This is a genomic window from Nonomuraea sp. NPDC004186 (assembly GCF_053603495.1).
In genome coordinates, this window is the sequence record NZ_JBSGFQ010000072.1 from 50,066 (window position 1) to 67,348 (window position 17,283).

Here is a 17,283-nt window from a genome sequence, read left to right on the forward strand (position 1 = left end):
TCAATTCATTGGAGCCCTTCGTTGTTCCCTCTCTTGCCGATGTTCGCTCACGGCGATCGTAATTGTGTAAGCGATACCTGAGGGGGACGTGCGGGATCAAACCCTGGTGTGACGCCTGGCGGGGCGCGCGCCCGTACCCTTGACCAGGTGATCTCCGTCCCCCGCCGCCGCTTCCTCAGCCGCCGCCGTCGTCGTGGCGCGGCCGCCGAGGAGCGGGCCGGCGCGCCAGGCGGGAGCGGCGAGGAGCGGGCAGGCGTGCCAGGCGGGGGTCGCGACGAGGCGGCGGCCAAGCCGCACGACGATGACGCGGCAGCCCGGCGGCGTGGCGGCGGGGAGCGTTCGGGCGAGCGGATCGGCCGGTCACCGTCCAGCACGGACGGCGAACGGAGCGGCGGCGAACGGAGCGGCGGCGAACGGAGCGGCGGCGAACGGGGGCTCTTCGGGCGGCTCGGGGCGTGGGCGGAACGGGGGTTCCTCGAGCGGCAAGGGGCGTCGGCGGAACGGGGATTCCTCGGGCGGCTCGGAGCGTCGGCGGGACGGGCCGTGTGGGCCGTTTCGGGGGCGGTCGGGCTCGCCTTCTTCCAGGGGGACGCCGATCCGCCGCCGAAGGTGCGGCGGCTGGCGTTCGGGGTGCCGCAGTGGCTCAGGCTGCTCGTCCCGGTCACCGTGATCAGCCTCGTCCAGGTGGCGGAGCTGATACTGGCGCTGCTGCTCTACATGCAGACGCTGAGCACGGTGTGGTCGTGGAACCTCGGCCCACAGATCGGCCCTTACCGACAAGGGCCGATCTGGGAGGGCTTCGTCTACCTCACCGCCGTGGCGGTCGCGCTGCCCATCGCCCTGCGCGACCGGTGGCCGCTGGCGGCCTGGCGGGTGTCGTTCGCGCTGATGCCCGTGGCCGTCGGGGTGACCAGGACGATCGGGTTCCCTCACGGCGAGATGCCGTACATGACGTGGCTGATCGTCTCCTATCTGCTGGTCCTCTACTCCGTGGCCGTGCGCTGCGACCGGCGGATCACGGTGGCCGTCTGGGTCGTCACGTTCCTGGCCACCTGGATCATCGACCCCAACTCGATGCCGGTCGCCATGGTCGTCGTGTCGGTGGCGGTGCTGTTCGGCTACAACGTGCGGGTCCGCCGTTCCGCCACGGCGAAGCTGAAGACGGAGGAGCGGCGCACCCGGCAGGCCGAGAGCGCGCAGGCGGTGCTGGCGGAGCGGGCCCGCATCGCCAGGGAGCTGCACGACGTGGTCGCGCACCACATGTCGGTGATCGCGATCCAGGCGGAGGCGGTGCCGCTCAAGGCCAGGGGCGATCCCGCCCAGTTGGAGGCGGGGCTGGCGGAGATCCGGGGGCTGTCGCTGGAGGCGATCGCCGAGCTGCGCCAGGTTCTCGGCGTGCTGCGCGATCAGGACGGACGCGTCGACACCGCCCCTCAGCCCGGGCTCGACCGGCTCGACGAGCTGGTCTCCAACGCCCGCGCCGCCGGGCTGGCCGTGCTCGTCAAGCGCGCCGGCCCGCTCGACCGGCTGCCTCCGGCCGTGGGGCTGTCGGCGTACCGGATCGTGCAGGAGTCGCTCAGCAACGCGATGCGGCACGCGCCCGGCTCGACGGTGGCGCTGGACGTCGCACACCGGCGCGGTGAGCTGCGGCTGCGCGTCGCCAACGGCCCGAGCGTCGCGCCCGGCGCGGGGCCCGGCGCCGGTCAGGGGGTGGTGGGCATGCGCGAACGGGCGACGCTGCTCGGCGGCACGCTCGACGCCGGTCCGGTGGCGGGTGGAGGCTTCGAAGTACGCGCCACTCTGCCCGTCACCGACGCCGACGAGGAGGCCCATGAGCACCTCATCACAGGGGACGACGGCGGATGACCATGGAGAGGGAGAGGGCTTGATCCGGGTTCTGATCGCCGATGACCAGGGGATGGTGCGCACGGGGTTCACCGTGTTCCTGAGCGGGCAGCCGGACATCGAGGTCGTGGGCGAGGCGGCCAACGGGCGGGAGGCCGTGGAGCGGGCCTCGGCGCTGCGCCCCGACGTGGTGCTCATGGACGTGCGCATGCCGGTCATGAACGGCCTGGAGGCGACCAGGGAGCTCCTGTCGCGCGGCGGGGCGCCGAAGGTGCTCATCCTGACGACGTTCGACCTCGACGACTACGTCTACGAGGCGTTGCGGGCCGGGGCCAGCGGGTTCCTGCTCAAGGACGCCTCCGCCGCCCAGCTCGTGGAGGCGGTGCGGGTGGTCGCGGCCGGGGAGGCGCTCATCGCCCCGGCGATCACCAAGCGGCTCATCCACGAGTTCGCCAAGCTGGGCGCGCCGCGACCGGTGACGGGCAAGCGGCCGGCCGAGCTGACCGAGCGCGAGACGGAGGTGCTGACGCTGGTCGCGCAGGCGCTGTCCAACCAGGAGATCGCGGAGAAGCTGTTCGTGGCGGAGCAGACGGTCAAGACGCATGTCGGGCGGGTGCTGATGAAGCTCGGCCTGCGCGACCGCGCCCAGGCGATCGTCTTCGCCTACGAGACCGGCCTGGTCCGCCCCGGCGAGTAACCCTGGGAGTGGCACCCACTCCCTTGCGGCCCCGTTCCCCCTCTCCCGACCAGCATCCATGCCGGCCTTCCCGGTGGCCCCCTCCCTTACACGACCCCGCCCCTTCACCCGACCCGCCTCCGTGCCGGCCTTCCCGGTGGCCCCTCCCCTACACGGCCCCGTCCCCTCACCCGACCCGCCTCCGTGCCGGCCTTGCCGATGGCGCCCCTCCCTTACACAACCCCCGTTCCCCTGCACGGGCCGCCGCCGTACAGTCGGCTGATGGACCCGGTTGAGCTCTTCCATCAGGTGGCGGCGACCGTTCCCGCCTACAGGGCCTTTCTGGCGGAGAACCACATCAACCCCGAGCAGATCTCGACATCCCAGGATTTCGCCGGGCTGCCGATGACGTCCAAGGGGAACTACACCCACCGCCACCCCCTCCCCGACCTGTGCAGGAACGGCACGATCGGGGACATCATCGCCGTGTCCTCCGGCTCAACCGGCGTCCCGTCCTTCTGGCCACGCTCGGCGGTGGACGAGCGCGTGATCGCCGCACGTTTCGAGGAGGTCTTCAGGGACTCCTTCGACGCCCGCGAGCACCGTACCCTCGCCGTCGTCTGCTTCGCCCTGGGCACCTGGGTCGGCGGCCTGTTCACCGTCAACTGCTGCCGCCACCTGGCCGAACGCGGTTACCCGATCACCGTGGTCGCCCCCGGCACCGACCGGAGGGAGATCCTGCGGGTCATCCCCGAGCTGGCGCCCCACTTCGACCAGGTCGTGCTCCTGGGCTACCCGCCGTTCCTCAAGAACGTCATCGACACCGAGGACCTCCCCTGGGCCGACTGGAACATCAAGCTCGTCACGGCCGGCGAGGTGTTCAGCGAGGAATGGCGCACGCTGGTCGCGCGGCGGGCGGGGATCGCGGACCCCGTCCGGGGCATCGCCTCCCTGTACGGCACCGCCGACGCGGGTGTCCTGGGCAACGAGACCCCGCTGTCCGTCGAGATTCGGCGCTTCCTGTCCACGCGCCCGGACACGGCCAGGGAACTGTTCGGCGAGTCCAGGCTTCCGACGCTCATCCAGTACGACCCGCAGGTCCGCTTCTTCGAGGAGCACGAGGGCACCCTGCTCTTCTCCGGCGACAACGGCATCCCGCTGATCCGCTACCACATCGCCGACGAGGGCGGCGTGGTGCCGTACGAGGACATGCTGGACTTCGTCCGGCGGCACGGCTTCGAGCCGGCGGCCGGAGGGCCGGAGCGGCCGTTCGTGTACGTCTTCGGCCGCAGCCACTTCACCGTGTCCTACTACGGCGCGAACGTCTACCCGGAGAACATCGCGGTCGGCCTGGAGCAGCCGGAGGTCAGCGGCTCGGTCACCGGGAAGTTCGTGGTGGAGGTGGTGGAGGACGCCGACCGGGACCGGCACCTGACGATCACGGTGGAGCTGATGCCCGGCGAGAAACCGACCGACGAGATCGCCCAGGCGGTGGGCGGGTCGGTCCTGGCCCAGCTGCGGCGGCTGAACAGCGAGTTCGCCAACTATGTGCCCGTCCCGCAGCAGGTGCCGTTCATCCGGCTACGGGAGTCCGGCGACCCCGAGTACTTCCCCCCAGGTGCCAAGCACCGTTACACCCGCTGACCCGGGCGGGCGATGCGGAACTCCACGACCCGCCGCTCGGCCGTGGCCAGGTTGTAGTCGTGGATGGACGGTCTCTCGCGAGTACGCACGCAGGCCGTCGCCGTACACAGTGCCCGGCACTACCGGTCGGATCGCGGGCCGGGCTGGGCGGGGTGACGGGGTACGGGCACCCGTTCCACACGGCGTTCTCCGACGACGCGAGGCGGCGCAGGAAGCGGCGATCTGTGGCCGGCTCGCCGAGCTGTCCTCCAAGCCTGATCCGAAGCGCCGCCGGAACGCCGCGCGCTTCCACACGCCGTTAGAAGGCCCCGGACGGGTACGCCGAGGCGGAGCCCCGTTCAAGGCGATCGCCAGGCATCAGGCCGCCGGGCATCAGGCCGCCGGGCACGCACCGTAGTCCCGTATCCCCCTCCGGTACTACGGGAAAGGTCAAACCCTGCGGTGACGCGGACGACAGGCCACTCTCCGTAACGTTCCCAGCATGCTCAGAAACCTTCTCCTCGCAGGGCTCGTGACGGTGGGGGCGCTCGTGGTGTGGCCGGGCCAACCGGGCGGGCGACTGGTGCGGGTCTACGGCGACCTGGCCACGGCCGACCGGGTGGCGGTCATCGTGCCCGGCGCCGACACGACGGTCGCCACGTTCGACGACGGCACAAAGCGACCCGGAGGCGCGGCGAGGGCCCTGCTGGCGGAGGCCGTGCGGCTCGCCCCGCACGAGCGACTGGCGGTGGTGGCCTGGCTGGGCTACGACTCCCCACCTACGCTGAGCCTGGGGGTGCTCACCAGCGACGCGGCGGTCAAAGGTGCCCACGCACTGCGCCGCACCATCACGGAGCTCCACGCGCGCACCCCGGCTCCGATCGCATTGCTGTGCCACAGCTACGGCTCGGTCCTGTGCGCCAAAGCCGTCCCCGGCTTACCCGTGACCGACCTCGCGGTCTTCGGCAGCCCCGGCCTCGACACACCCTCCGCCACCGCCCTGACCCAGCCAGCCCGCCCCCCGGAGACCACCCGAGCCACCGCCCTGACCCAACCAGCCCACACCGCAGACACCACCCGAGCCACCGCCCTGACCCAACCAGCCCACACCGCGGAAGTCACCCGAGCCGCCGCCCTGCCCCCTCCGGTCCGCGCCGCAGAGACCACCCGAGCCGCCATCAGCGCGCCGACCGCAGACACCACTCATGGCATGACAGGCGGACACGACGCTCAAGGTGCAACAGACCCGCAGGACGCCCTCGGCACGACCGGCACGCAGGACGACCAGGACACGTCAGACTCATACGACATCCGAAGGGCGACAGGCTCGGTCGGAGCACAGGATCCCAAAGGCGCGCAGGAGGCGGACTCGCCGGACGCCACAGGCACGCCAGGCCCGCCCGATACCGGGGACGCGGCAGACTTGCCCGACTCCTGGAGCACGGCAGGCGTAAAGGGTGCTCAGGGCGGCGCGGAAGGTGTGGCGGTGGTGCCGCTGCGGGTGTGGGCGGGGCTGGGCGAGAACGACTGGGTCAGGTTCGTGCCGAAGGTCAAGCTCGGGCCCGTGGGCTTCGGCGCCGACCCTATGAGCCCTTCGTTCGGAGCTCGCGTCTTCGCGGTGGGCTCGGGCGGCCACAGCGACTACTTCGCCCCCGGGACCCCATCACTGCGTAACCTGACCCTCATCGCTCTCGGACGCGAAGGCGAGGTGACCTCTTGACGTGGTGTTTCCTGGGTACGAGACAGAAGAGCCGGATTTTGATGACATGGTGTCGTCATCAGCTTGACGCCGGATGCCGATGTTTGTGACACTTTGTCATGAAACTTCCGTGCGAGTTGAGGTAGGCCGTGACCACCCCGTTCTCCGAAACCCTGAAGAACGCCACCTGGGCTGACCACGAGTCCGCCGAAGGCGAGAGCTATCTCGCGGAGCTCATGGGCGGCCGGCTGACCGAGCACGAATACGGCGAGATGGTAGCTCAACACTACTTCGCGTACATCGCGCTTGACGGCGTGTCACGCCAACTCGCCGACCATCCGATGGCGGGCCGGTTCGTCTTTCCTGAGCTGTATCGAGAGCGGGCACTGGAGCGGGACCTCGCGACGATCTACGGTCCGAGCTGGCGGAGCCGGATCGTGCCGTCCAAGGCCACCCGCACGCTGGTCGCGCGGATCCACCAGGTGGCCGATTGGCCGAGCGGCTACATCGCCCACCACTACACGCGCTACCTGGGCGATCTGTCCGGTGGTCAGTTCATCCGCATGGAGCTGCAGAAGATCTACGGGTACGGCACTGGCGGGGGCGTCGACTTCTACATCTTCGACGGGCTGGGCAGCCTGCCGAGGTTCAAGAACGAGTACCGTACGCGGCTGGACGAGCTCGAGCTGGACGACCGGGAGCGTCAGCGCATGATCCGCGAGGTGAAGCTGGCGTACCAGCTCAACACCGAGGTGCTCGCCGAACTCCTCCACGTCGTCAAGACCGCCGCCTAACCAGCAGCACCCCGCCGCCACGACTGCCGCCTAACGGCCCGGCGACCGGCCTCACCACGCCGTCACGACCGCCGCCAAACAGCAGCGACCCGCCGTCACGGTCGCGACCGCCGCCTAACGACCAGCGCCCCGCCGTCGCGACCACCGCCCAACGCCCGACAACCGGCCTCGCCACGCCGTCACGACCGCCGCCAAACAGCAGCGACCCGCTGTCACGGTCGCGACCGCCGCCTAACGACCAGCGCCCCGCCGTCGCGACCACCGCCCAACGCCCGGCGACCAGCCTCACCACGCCGTACGACTGCCGCCTAACAGCCGCGACCCGCCGTCACGACTCGGCCTAACAGCCGCGACCCGCTGTCAGGACTGCCGCTTAACCAGCAGGCCTCGCCGTCACGGCTGCCGCCTAACACCCGGCGACCGGCCTCACCACGCTGTTACGGCTGTCGCCTCCTACCAACGTGCCTCCGCGCCCCTTGCCCAGCAACCAGCCACCCGTCATCAGGACCCACCACCCAGCGGCCGACCTCACCACGCGGTCACAACTGCCAGCCAATTAGCCACGGACGCCCCCTTACGTGCGCCGCCCAGCCACCAGCGGCCCTTCGTCACGGCCGCCACCCGACGACCGACGGCCCGCTCCGCCACGCCTCCGCGGCTGGCGTCCAAACACCAGCAGGCACCCTCACCACGCCACCGAAACCGGGGCCTGACCCCCGACAGCCGGGCCTCCCCCGACGTCGCAAGCACCATCCACCCCCAGCAACCCCTCGCCACGCCCGTCACCCAACGCCCGACGACCGACCCCCCACGCCGTCACGGCCGCCCATCCAAACACCAGCAGGCACCCTTACCACGCCACCGGAACCGGGGGCTGACCCCCGACAGCCGGATCTCTCCCCCACGCCGGAATCACCATCCACCCCCAGCAACCCCTCGCCACGGCCGCCACCCAACGTCCGACGACCGACCCCGCCACGCCGTCACGGCCGCCCATCCAAACACCGGCGGGCGCCCTCATCACGTCGTCAGGACAGCCCATTAACCACCGGCGTGCATCTCACCACATCATCAGGATCGACCACCAACCACCGGTGGAAGACCTCGCCTCATCATCAAGACAGCCCACCAACCACCGACAGGCGCCCCACCACATCATCAAAACAGCCCACCAACCGCCGGAGGAAGCCCTCACCTCATCATCAAGACCGACCACCAACCACCCGACAGGTGCCCCACCGCATCATCAAGGCAAGCCATCAACCGACGACGGGCCGTTCTCGCTGGTCCGGTGGCCGTTGGCGGTGGGGGGATTCGGAGGGGAGGGTGAATGAGGGGAGTGCGCGTCGGCTTGTGACGATCCCGGCCTACGATGGGCCTATGCCTCGGATCTCCGCCGCCACGATCGGCGAGCATCGAACGCAGACGCGGGACCGGATCCTGCAGGCCGTCTCCCGGCTGTCCAGGGTGCACGGTATCGACGCGATCTCGATGACGGACGTGGCCGGCGAGGCCGGGATCACCAGGACCGTCCTGTACAACTACTTCCCCGACAAGGCGGCGCTGTTGCTGGCGTTCACCGAGCGGGTGACCCAGTACTTCATCGACAGCTACGAGCAGGAGCTGCCAGGGGGCGCCTCACCGGCTGATCGGCTGCGGGCGTTCGTGCGGCTGCAGTTGACCGGGCTGGTCGCCCATCCGCACCCGGGTGCCGCTGATCTCAGTGCCGCGCTCGGACCGGACGCCTACCAGCAGCTGGCCGAGCATGTCGCGCCCATGCAGCGCATTCTGGTGGAGATCCTCGAGAGCGGGGTCGAGTCCGGCGATTTCCGGGTGCTCGACGTGCAGGCCACGGCTCGCATGATCCTCGCCGTCGTCGGCGCCGAGCGGGTTCCGCTGATCAGCGGGAGCGTGACGGTGGACCGGGCCGGGGAGCTGGTGTCCGAGTTCGTGCTGCGGGCCATCGGCGGACTCGCGTGAGCGGTACGGCTGACGGCCCGGGGACGACGTCCGTGAACGGCCATGTCCAACTCGGGTCCGCCCGCGGCCGCTGGATCCTGGCGGCGACCGTGCTCGGCTCCGGGCTGGCGCTGCTCGACAGCACCGTGGTCAACGTCGCCCTCCCGTTCCTGGGCAAAGAGCTCAACGCGGGCATGGACGGCCTGCAGTGGACGATCAACGCGTACACGCTCACCCTCGCCGGGCTGATCCTGCTGGGCGGGTCGCTGGGCGACCGGTACGGGCGGCGGAAGATCTTCTTGATCGGCACGGTGTGGTTCGCCGTGGCCTCGGCGCTGTGCGGGCTGTCGCCGAACATCGAGTTCCTGATCTCGGCCCGGGCCCTGCAGGGCATCGGCGGGGCGTTGCTCACGCCGGGTTCACTGGCGATCATTCAGGCGTCGTTCGTGCGGCACGACCGGCCCCGGGCCGTCGGGGTGTGGTCCGGGCTGGGCGGTGTGGCCAGCGCGATCGGGCCGCTGCTGGGCGGCTGGCTGGTGCAGAGCGTGGGGTGGCGCTGGGCGTTCCTGATCAACCTGCCGTTCGCGGCGCTGATCGTGCTCGTGACCCTGCGGCACGTGCCGGAGAGCAAGGACGAGGAGGCGGCGGGGCGGTTCGACGTGCTGGGGGCGGTGCTGGCGGCGCTGGCGCTGGCCGGGATCACGTACGGGCTGATCGAGACGGGCGCGCCGATACCGCTGATCGCGGGGCTGGTGCTGGGCGCGGCCTTCGTGGTGACCGAGATCCGCAGGTCGCCCGACGCGCTGGTGCCGGTGGAGATCTTCCGCAACCCGGTCTTCACCGCCGTGAACGTGGTGACGCTGATCATGTACGCGGCCATGGGCGTGGTGTTCTTCCTGCTCGTGGTCCAGCTCCAGGTGGTGTCCGGGTTCGGGCCCATCGCGGCGGGGCTGGCGATGCTGCCGACGACGATCCTGATGCTGCTCCTGTCGCCCCGGGCCGGAGAGATCGCCAAGCGACGCGGGCCACGCTGGCCGATGACAGGCGGGATCCTGCTCGCGGCCGGCGGGTTCCTCGCGATGAGCACGATCGGGCCGGGCGCCTCCTACGCGCTGCAGGTCCTGCCCGCGGCGACCCTGTTCGGGCTGGGGCTTTCGGCGGCGGTCGCGCCGTTGACCTCGACCGTGCTGGCCACCGCCGAGGAGCGGCACGCCGGCACCGCCAGCGGCGTCAACAACGCCGTGGCCCGCACCGGGAGCCTCCTCGCCGTGGCGGCCGTACCGCCGCTGGTCGGGCTGGTGGGTGACGCGTTCAGGAACCCGCCGGTGTTCAACGCCGGGTTCCACATGGCGATGCTGGTCAGCGCCGGGATGATGGTGGTGGCGGCGCTGATCACGTTCTTCACGATCAGGACGAACGTGCTGGCGGTCGACGACGACCAGCCCGACTGAGTCCCGTCACAGCGTCAGAAGGTGAACGGCTGGGCCCGGACGCTGTTGTCGAAGTTCGACAGCAGCAGGTCGGGCTCGCCGACCGAGCGGATGTCGGGGAGCCTGGTCAGCAGCTCGCGGAACATCGTCCGCATCTCCTGCCTGGCCAGGTTGGCGCCGAGGCAGAAGTGCGGCCCGGGGCCGCCGAAGCCGACGTGCGGCTTGGTCTCGCGGGTGATGTCGAACGTGTCGGCGTCGGGGAAGACCGACTCGTCCCGGTTGGCCGATCCGTAGAACAGGACGACCTTGTCGCCCTTCTTCAGCTCCAGCCCGCGCAGCGAGTAGTCCTCGGTGACCGTGCGCCGGAACTGCATGATCGGCGACACGTACCGGACCATCTCCTCGATCGCGCCGTTGATGTGCGTGTCGAAGTCGCTCATCAGCAGCTCGCGCTGCGCCGGGTTGTCGGTGAGGAGCTTGATGCCGTGCGCCATCGTGTTGCGGGCCGTCTCGTTGCCCGCGACCAGCAGCAGCGAGAAGAACGAGCCGAGCTCCTTGTCGGCCAGCTTCTCCCCGTCGGGGTTGGCGTTGACCAGCAGGGACACCAGGTCGCCCTTGGGGTCGGCGACGCGCTCGTGGCCGAGCTTGATGACCATGCGCTGCAGGGCGAGCAGGGCCAGCATGTTCTGGCCGGCCATCTGGACGCTGCGGGCCAGGCTGGGGCGCACCCCGGTGTACGCGGTGGAGATGTCGACGTGCTGGTGGACCTTCTCGCGCAGCTCCTGCGGGATGTCCAGCATGTCGCAGATGACGTGGATGGGCAGCCGGGCGGCCACCTGGGCGACGAAGTCGCGCGGCCCGTCCCTGACGACGTCGTCGACGATGCGGGCACAGGCGGCCTCGATGTCGCTCTGCAGGCCGGCCAGCATCTTCGGGCTGAACGAACGGGTGACGATCCGGCGCAGGCGGGCGTGGCGCGGGTCGTCCATGTTGACCATCGACTCCCCGAACACCTGCTTCACCCAGCCGGGCGGCTCCGGGTTGGTGACGGCGGGCTCGCTGGAGAAGATCTTGGCGTTGCGGCTGGCCTCGACCACATCCGTGTGCCGTACGAGGGCGTAGAAACCCTTGCCCGAGCGCAGGAACGGCACCTTCTTCTCGGGGAAGAACACCGGATGCTCCACCTGCCGGAGCCGGGCGAACGCCTCGTTACGCTCCTTGGGCGGCTTACGCCAGAAATCCAGATCCGCGAGATCGATGTCCACGCGTCTATCCTGGCACGTTCCCACCACGCCGTGGATCGCCAAGCGATGTGCATCCGGCTCTCCTGGGCCGTTCTCGCGCTGTTCAGGCACGGTTCGACCTGTGTGGACATTACTTCCGTTATGAACCTTCTCCTCGCCGCCTGCCTGGTTCTCCCTCTCGCCTCCGGCACGACTCCCGCCGCGGCACGGGCGTGCGGCGGGCACCCTCTCGACTTCGACGGCGACGGACGGCCCGACCTCGCCGTGGCCGCGCCCTACGACGACTCCCGGGCCGGGTCGGTGACCGTGATGTACGGGTCCGGGAAGAAGGTGAAGCTCACCCAGAACGGCGCCGAACCCGGTGACTCGTTCGGATCGGCGCTGGCCGTCGGCGACTTCAACGGGGACAAGTGCGCCGACCTGGCGGTCGGGGTGTCGGAGGAGTTCGTGGGGGCGCGGGTGCCGGGCGGGGACGGGAACGGGGTCGTCGAAATCTTCAACGGCTCGGTCGGCGGGCTGGTCCCGGGCAAGGAGCTGGCGCCGGCCAAGCCGTCCAGCGACCGGTTCGGGGCGGCGCTGGCCGCCGGTGACCTCGACGGGGACGGCAAGGACGAACTGGTCGTCGGCGCGCCCAGCCAGCGCTCGGGCGGGGCGGTGACGGTGTACTGGATGAAGGGGCGCAAGCCGTACCAGATCACTCAGAAGACGTCGTGGGTGCGGCAGGCGGCGAACGTGACCGACCAGTGGGGCGCCGCGCTGGCGACCGGGGACTTCGACGGGGACGGCAAGGACGAGCTGGTCGTCGGCGCGCCCGCCGACAGCGTCACGCTGGACGGGCAGGGGTCGGTGACCGTCGCCGACGTACGGGCGAAGCGGGCGCGGCTGCTCACCCAGAGCAGCCCCGGCATCAAGGGGGCCTCCGAGAAGTGGGACGCGTTCGGGGCCTCGCTGGCCACAGGCGACTTCAACGGGGACGGGCGGGCCGACCTGGCCATCGGGGTGCCGAGTGAGGGGCTCAGCGCGAACCAGCGGGCCATGGACTACGGCGACGGCACCGTAGACGTCCTGTACGGGTCGCGCGGCGGGCTGACCACCCGCAAGAGCGAGGCGTGGTCGCAGAACACGCTCAAGGGGGTGCCCCGGTACTACGACCGGTTCGGGGCGTCGCTGGCCGCCGGGGACTTCAACGGGGACGGGCACGACGAGCTGGCCATCGGCGTGCCCGGGGAGAAGGCGGTCCAGGTGCTGGCCGGGCGGGCGTCCGGCGGGCTGACGCGGGTGGGGAACCTGCTGATCAAGGGCGAGGGGCGGGACTTCGGGGCCACCCTGGCCGCATTGCCGCTGAGCGAGCGTTATCGGGCGCTGGGGGCGCGGCGGCCGCTGTACGGGCTCGTGGTGGCGGCGCCGGACCAGGGGCTGGTCATGTACGCTCCCGGGTCCCGGAAGGCGGGGCTGAAGCTTGGCAAGGTGCGCCGGCTCAGCAAGGGCACGGGGCTGTACGGGTACACCTTCGGCTGAGCCGCTCCCAGGCCGCCGACGTGCTGAGTTCCGAGGGACGGCGTGGGGTGGGGATCGCCAGGGGCGGGGTTTGGGCCGAGCGTGACGGGGGTGGCGGTGTCGGGGGCGGCCGTGGCGGGGGCGGGTGGTCAGGTGGGGGGTGGGGTGGCGGTGGTGGGGAGGATGATGCGGAAGAGGGCGCCCTTGCCGGGTGAGCCTTCCGCCATCACGATCCCCCCGTGCGCCTCCACCAACGTCGCCGCGATCGACAGCCCCAGCCCCGACCCGCCCGCGCTCCGCGCCGGATCCGCCCGGTAGAAGCGCTCGAAGACGCGTTCGGCCACCTCCGGCGGGAAGCCGGGCCCCTCGTCGGCCACCTCCACCACGGCCTGGTCACCGTCCAGCCCGACCCGCACCTGGAAGGGCGTGCCGGGCGGCGTGTGGGTGAGGGCGTTCGTGACGAGGTTGTTGATCACCTGCCCGAGCCGCGACTCGTCCCCCGTCACGGTCACGTCCCCCTCACCCCCGAACAGCCGCACCAGCTCGATCCTGCGGTCCGGCGCCAGCGTCTGGGCGTCGATGACGGAGGTGGCGGCCAGGCTGAGCAGGTCCACGGGCCGCCGGGCCAGCTCCCGCCGCTGGTCGAGGCGGGCCAGCTGGAGCATGTCCTCCACCAGCAGCCCCATGCGGGCCGCCTGCCCCTCGATGCGGCTCAGCAGCCGTACGGCCTCCGCCAGGTCCTTCTCCTCCCCCAGCCGGTACAGCTCGGCGAACCCCCTGATCGACGTCAGCGGCGTGCGCAGCTCGTGGGAGGCGTCGGCCATGAACCTGCGCATCAGCTCCTCGGAGCGCCGCGCGGCCGTGGCGGACTGGCGGGCCGACTCTGCGGCCGCCTCGCGCTCGCGCGCCGCCGACTCGATCTGCGCGAGCATGCCGTTGAGGGAGCGGCCGAGCTTGCCGACCTCGGTGGTGGCCGCCCACATGGGCACGCGGCGGGACAGGTCGCCGCCCGCGATGTCCTTGGCCGTACGCGCGATCTCGCGGAGCGGGCGCAGGCTGCGGCGTACCAGCCAGTAGCAGGCGAACCCGAGCACCACCAGCGTGCCGCCGCCGGCGACCCCCACGATCAGGGCGAGCTGCGAGACCGTGGCGTCCACGTCGTTCAGGTTGACGGCGATCACCCGGGTCTCGCCGTCCCGGACCGGCACGGCGGTGACGCGCCAGCTCGGGCCGCCGGCGGCGCGCGACTCGACGGTGAAGGGGTGGCCGTGGAGCTCCAGGACCGTGGCGAGGTCGAGCTTGGGCAGGGCGGGAGTGTGGTCCTCGGTGGACTCGCTGAGCGTCCTGATCGGAGCGCCGGTGGAGTCGAGGATCACCGCGTAGAACAGGCCGAAGAAACGCTGCGGGCGGGTGCCGGGACGGGGCTGGTCGGTGGGCGGCGGGGGCGGCTCGCGCAGCGGCCGGCTGGCCGCGAGCAGCTGCTGGTCCACGCGCTCGACGAGGTAGCCGCGCATCAGGCGTACGGCGAACAGGCCGGTCACGGTGATGGCGAGGGTGACCAGCAGGAGGGTCGCCGACACCAGCCGCAGCCACAGCGGGGACCTGGCCAGGTGTTTGCGCACCGCCGCGCCCTTCGCGCGGAGGTGTTGAGCGGGTGAGACGGCTCCGCTCATATGCGGGGCGGGCGCAGGATGTAGCCCACCCCGCGCAGCGTGTGCAGGTATTTGCGGTCCCCCGTGTCCACCTTCCGCCGCAGGTAGGAGACGTACGACTCGACGAGGCCGACGTCGGTGCGCCAGTCGCCGTTCCAGACGTGGTCGAGGATCTGCGTCTTGGACAGCACCCGGCCCACGTTGAGCATGAAGTACCGCAGCAGCCTGAACTCCGTCGGCGACAGCTTCACCGGGATGCCGTCGCGCCACACCTCGTGGCTCTCCTCGTCCAGCTCCAGGTCGGCCACCCGCATCCGGTTGGGCGGCGGCACGCCGCGCCGGGTCCGGCGCAGCACCGCGCGGATCCTGGCGATGACCTCCTCCAGGCTGAACGGCTTGGTCACGTAGTCCTCGCCCAGACCCAGCCCCGCGATGCGGTCCTCGGGGGTGTCCTTCGCCGTCACGAACAGCACCGGGACCCGGCGGCCGCGGGACCGCAGCCTGCCCGCGACCGCCAGGCCGTCCAGGTCGGGCAGCATGACGTCGAGCATCACCAGGTCAGGTGAGCTCTCCTCGGCCACCCGCAGCGCCTCCATGCCGTCGGCCGCGGTCAGCACCTCGAAGCCGGCCATGCGCAGGCTGGCCGAGAACAGCTCCCTGATGTTGGGCTCGTCGTCGACCACCAGCAGCCGGGCTTCGGGCTCGCGCGTCATCGCGGGCCTCCTCCCAGGTTCCCCTGCGTGATCGACGTCGCGGTCACCGAACCGTCGCCGCCCTGCCGGCCGCGGACGACCACCGTGGTGCCGGTCTGGAGGTCGGTCACCTTCCCGGGCTTGGAGATCTGGACGGTCGTCTGGTCGTCGGTGGCGACCGTGACGGTGGAGCCGTCCATGGTCTTCACGTAGACCTTGCCGCCCTCGACCTTCTCGACGGTGCCGATGGTGCCTCCCCCGCCGCCGCCCATCCGCTGGCCTCCACCGTAGCCGGGCGGCTGTCCGGATCCGCCGCGCTGCTGGCCGAAACCGCCCTGCTGCTGGCCGTACCCGCCGCCCATGGGGCGCTGCTGCGCCCCGGCGGCGGAGGCGGCCGGCGAGCCGAACAGGTTGGCGGCCTGAATGCCGATGAGGATACCGGCCACCAGCACGACGCCGGCGGCCAACGCCAGCGTGAGCTTGGAGGCGCCCTTCCGCGGCTGGACGGCGAGCTCCTCCTTCAGGTCGTCGGGGTACGGCGAGGAGTCGTCGAGCTGGGCCATGTCATTCTCCTTACTCGTGGCGCAGGGCCTGGATCGGCCTCAGCTTGGCCGCCCGGTTGGCGGGATAACTGCCGAAGAACAACCCGATCCCCACCGACACGCCCAGCGCGAGCGCCACCGACGACGGCACCAGGACCGGTTCGATGCCGGCCACCGTGAACCTGGTCCCGATGAACGCCACCAGCACCCCGGACAGCCCGCCGACCAGGCTCAGCAGCGTGGCCTCCAGCAGGAACTGGCCCAGGATCGCGCTCCTGGGCGCGCCGATCGCCTTGCGGATGCCGATCTCGCGCGTGCGCTCCGTGACGGTCACCAGCATGATGTTGGTGATGCCGATGCCGCCCACCAGCAGCGAGATCGCCGCCACGGCGCCCAGCAGCACGGTGAAGGTGCCGGTCGCCGCGCTGACGGTCTCCTGCAAGGTGGCCTGGTTGAGGATGCGGTAGTCGGCGTTGTCGTTCTTGATGCCGTGCCGCTGGTTGAGGATGGCCGTGACCTCGGCCTGCGCCGCCGTCGTGGTCTCCGCCCCGGACGCCTGCACGACGATCGAGTTGAGCGAGCCGAACCCGCTCAGGCTCTGCTGTACGGCGGGCAGCGGCGCGATGGCCACGTCGTCGGCGTCCTGCATGCCGGTGGACCCGGCCTCCTTCAGCACCCCGACGACCGTGAACGGCACGCCGGACACGCTGACCTGCTTGCCGATGGGATCGACGGTGCCGAACAGCTCCTCCACGACGGTCTGGCCGAGCACCACGACCTTCCTGGCGGCCAGCACGTCGTCGTTGAAGAAGTACGTGCCCTTCGTGACCGGCTTGTTGACGGCCTCGAAGTAGCTGGGGTACGTGCCGACGAACTGCGAGATCGCGTGGCTGGCGGCCCCGTACGTGGCCGTCGAGGAGGAGGCCGTCACGACCGGCGAGACGCTCCTGACGGAGGGCGCCAGGGTCTTGTCGGTCAGCGCCTTGGCGTCGGGCAGGCTGAGCTGCCTGGCCTGGGTGCGCGGGCCGGTGTTCGTGCCGCCGCCGGACGCCCGCACGACGCCGCCACCACCGCCACCGCCACCGCCACCGCCCGAGAACTGCGGGGAGATCGTCAGGGTGTTGGCGCCGAGGCGCTGGATGTTGCGCTGGATGCTCTGCGAGGAGCCCTCGCCGATGGCGACCAGCATGATGACCGCGGCGACGCCGATGAGGATGCCGAGCGTGGTCAGCGAGCTGCGCATCTTGTTGGCCAGCAGGCCGCGCAGCGCGAAGCGGAGGATCTCGAGCTGGTTCACCGGGCCGCTCCCGCCATCCGGGGCGGCGGGCCGTCCACGGGGCCCTGGCGGCGGTCCTCCACGATCTCGCCGTCCACCAGCCTGATCACCCGCTTGGCGTGCGCGGCCACGTCGTTCTCGTGGGTGATGAGCACGATCGTGCGGCCCGACTCGCTGAGCCGGTCCAGGATCTCCAGGACGTCGTGCGTGGAGGCGGTGTCGAGGTTGCCGGTCGGCTCGTCGGCCAGCAGCAGCGCGGGGCCGGGGGCGCGGCGGCTGGCGCGCGCCCCCCCCGCGGCGGGGGGCCCCCGCGGGGGTGTTGGGCGGGGGTGGGCCCGGGGGGGGGCACCCCCC

Annotated in this window: 13 protein-coding genes and 1 pseudogene; 8 read left to right on the forward strand and 6 right to left on the reverse strand. The window is 71.0% G+C overall.

Annotation, left to right across the window (positions count from 1 at the left end):
* Positions 1 to 147: 147 nt before the first annotated feature.
* From ACWEPL_RS42560 to ACWEPL_RS42590, 7 genes are all read left to right on the forward strand, one after another.
* Positions 148 to 1,866, forward strand: coding sequence for a sensor histidine kinase (locus ACWEPL_RS42560; protein WP_452439524.1), 1,719 nt, complete (start codon positions 148 to 150; stop codon positions 1,864 to 1,866).
* A 19-nt stretch (positions 1,867 to 1,885) separates the two neighbouring features.
* Positions 1,886 to 2,542, forward strand: coding sequence for a response regulator transcription factor (locus ACWEPL_RS42565; protein ID WP_350726749.1), 657 nt, complete (start codon positions 1,886 to 1,888; stop codon positions 2,540 to 2,542).
* Positions 2,543 to 2,803: 261 nt separating this feature from the next.
* Positions 2,804 to 4,165 (forward strand): phenylacetate--CoA ligase family protein, encoded by a 1,362-nt coding sequence (locus ACWEPL_RS42570; protein ID WP_452439525.1) that lies wholly within the window; start codon positions 2,804 to 2,806, stop codon positions 4,163 to 4,165.
* A 481-nt stretch (positions 4,166 to 4,646) separates the two neighbouring features.
* On the forward strand, positions 4,647 to 5,864 hold the full coding sequence (locus ACWEPL_RS42575; RefSeq protein ID WP_452439526.1) for an alpha/beta hydrolase: 1,218 nt from the start codon (positions 4,647 to 4,649) through the stop codon (positions 5,862 to 5,864).
* 128 nt (positions 5,865 to 5,992) lie between these two features.
* Positions 5,993 to 6,637 (forward strand): biliverdin-producing heme oxygenase, encoded by a 645-nt coding sequence (locus ACWEPL_RS42580; protein ID WP_363964172.1) that lies wholly within the window; start codon positions 5,993 to 5,995, stop codon positions 6,635 to 6,637.
* A gap of 1,380 nt (positions 6,638 to 8,017) precedes the next feature.
* The gene (locus ACWEPL_RS42585) at positions 8,018 to 8,617 is read left to right on the forward strand and encodes a TetR/AcrR family transcriptional regulator (RefSeq protein ID WP_350726742.1); all 600 of its coding nucleotides are present in this window, start codon (positions 8,018 to 8,020) and stop codon (positions 8,615 to 8,617) included.
* A gap of 32 nt (positions 8,618 to 8,649) precedes the next feature.
* Positions 8,650 to 10,047 carry an MFS transporter gene (locus ACWEPL_RS42590; RefSeq protein ID WP_350726740.1) on the forward strand — a complete coding sequence of 466 codons (1,398 nt, stop codon included), beginning with the start codon at positions 8,650 to 8,652 and terminating at the stop codon, positions 10,045 to 10,047.
* 14 nt (positions 10,048 to 10,061) lie between these two features.
* Here ACWEPL_RS42590 and ACWEPL_RS42595 read toward each other — a convergent pair whose 3' ends face one another.
* Positions 10,062 to 11,291, reverse strand: a complete 1,230-nt coding sequence (locus tag ACWEPL_RS42595) for a cytochrome P450 (protein ID WP_363964170.1) — start codon at positions 11,289 to 11,291, stop codon at positions 10,062 to 10,064.
* A gap of 120 nt (positions 11,292 to 11,411) precedes the next feature.
* Between ACWEPL_RS42595 and ACWEPL_RS42600 the strand changes: the two genes are divergently transcribed.
* Complete coding sequence (locus ACWEPL_RS42600) at positions 11,412 to 12,788, forward strand: FG-GAP and VCBS repeat-containing protein (RefSeq protein WP_452439527.1); 1,377 nt, start codon at positions 11,412 to 11,414, stop codon at positions 12,786 to 12,788.
* 128 nt (positions 12,789 to 12,916) lie between these two features.
* Here ACWEPL_RS42600 and ACWEPL_RS42605 read toward each other — a convergent pair whose 3' ends face one another.
* From ACWEPL_RS42605 to ACWEPL_RS42625, 5 genes and pseudogenes are all read right to left on the reverse strand, one after another.
* A complete protein-coding gene (locus tag ACWEPL_RS42605) occupies positions 12,917 to 14,389 on the reverse strand; it encodes a sensor histidine kinase (RefSeq protein WP_363964166.1) in 1,473 nt (490 codons plus the stop codon).
* 47 nt (positions 14,390 to 14,436) lie between these two features.
* Complete coding sequence (locus tag ACWEPL_RS42610; RefSeq protein ID WP_350726732.1) at positions 14,437 to 15,132, reverse strand: response regulator transcription factor; 696 nt, start codon at positions 15,130 to 15,132, stop codon at positions 14,437 to 14,439.
* Positions 15,129 to 15,674 (reverse strand): hypothetical protein, encoded by a 546-nt coding sequence (locus tag ACWEPL_RS42615; protein ID WP_363964164.1) that lies wholly within the window; start codon positions 15,672 to 15,674, stop codon positions 15,129 to 15,131. Before ACWEPL_RS42615 ends, ACWEPL_RS42610 begins: the two co-directional genes overlap by 4 nt.
* Before the next feature lie 10 nt (positions 15,675 to 15,684).
* Positions 15,685 to 16,950 (reverse strand): ABC transporter permease, encoded by a 1,266-nt coding sequence (locus ACWEPL_RS42620; RefSeq protein WP_452439528.1) that lies wholly within the window; start codon positions 16,948 to 16,950, stop codon positions 15,685 to 15,687.
* Positions 16,947 to 17,283: pseudogene (locus ACWEPL_RS42625) on the reverse strand (ABC transporter ATP-binding protein); the annotation flags it as partial. The pseudogene ACWEPL_RS42625 and the gene ACWEPL_RS42620, both read right to left, overlap by 4 nt.

What these genes read in the sequence shown, in the direction of transcription:
- ACWEPL_RS42575 (WP_452439526.1), top strand. Translation starts at nt 4,647, where the DNA reads ATGCTCAGAAACCTTCTCCTCGCAGGGCTCGTGACGGTGGGGGCGCTC.
- ACWEPL_RS42570 (WP_452439525.1), top strand. Translation starts at nt 2,804, where the DNA reads ATGGACCCGGTTGAGCTCTTCCATCAGGTGGCGGCGACCGTTCCCGCC.
- ACWEPL_RS42600 (WP_452439527.1), top strand. Translation starts at nt 11,412, where the DNA reads ATGAACCTTCTCCTCGCCGCCTGCCTGGTTCTCCCTCTCGCCTCCGGC.
- ACWEPL_RS42610 (WP_350726732.1), bottom strand. Translation starts at nt 15,132, where the DNA reads ATGACGCGCGAGCCCGAAGCCCGGCTGCTGGTGGTCGACGACGAGCCC.
- ACWEPL_RS42585 (WP_350726742.1), top strand. Translation starts at nt 8,018, where the DNA reads ATGCCTCGGATCTCCGCCGCCACGATCGGCGAGCATCGAACGCAGACG.
- ACWEPL_RS42615 (WP_363964164.1), bottom strand. Translation starts at nt 15,674, where the DNA reads ATGGCCCAGCTCGACGACTCCTCGCCGTACCCCGACGACCTGAAGGAG.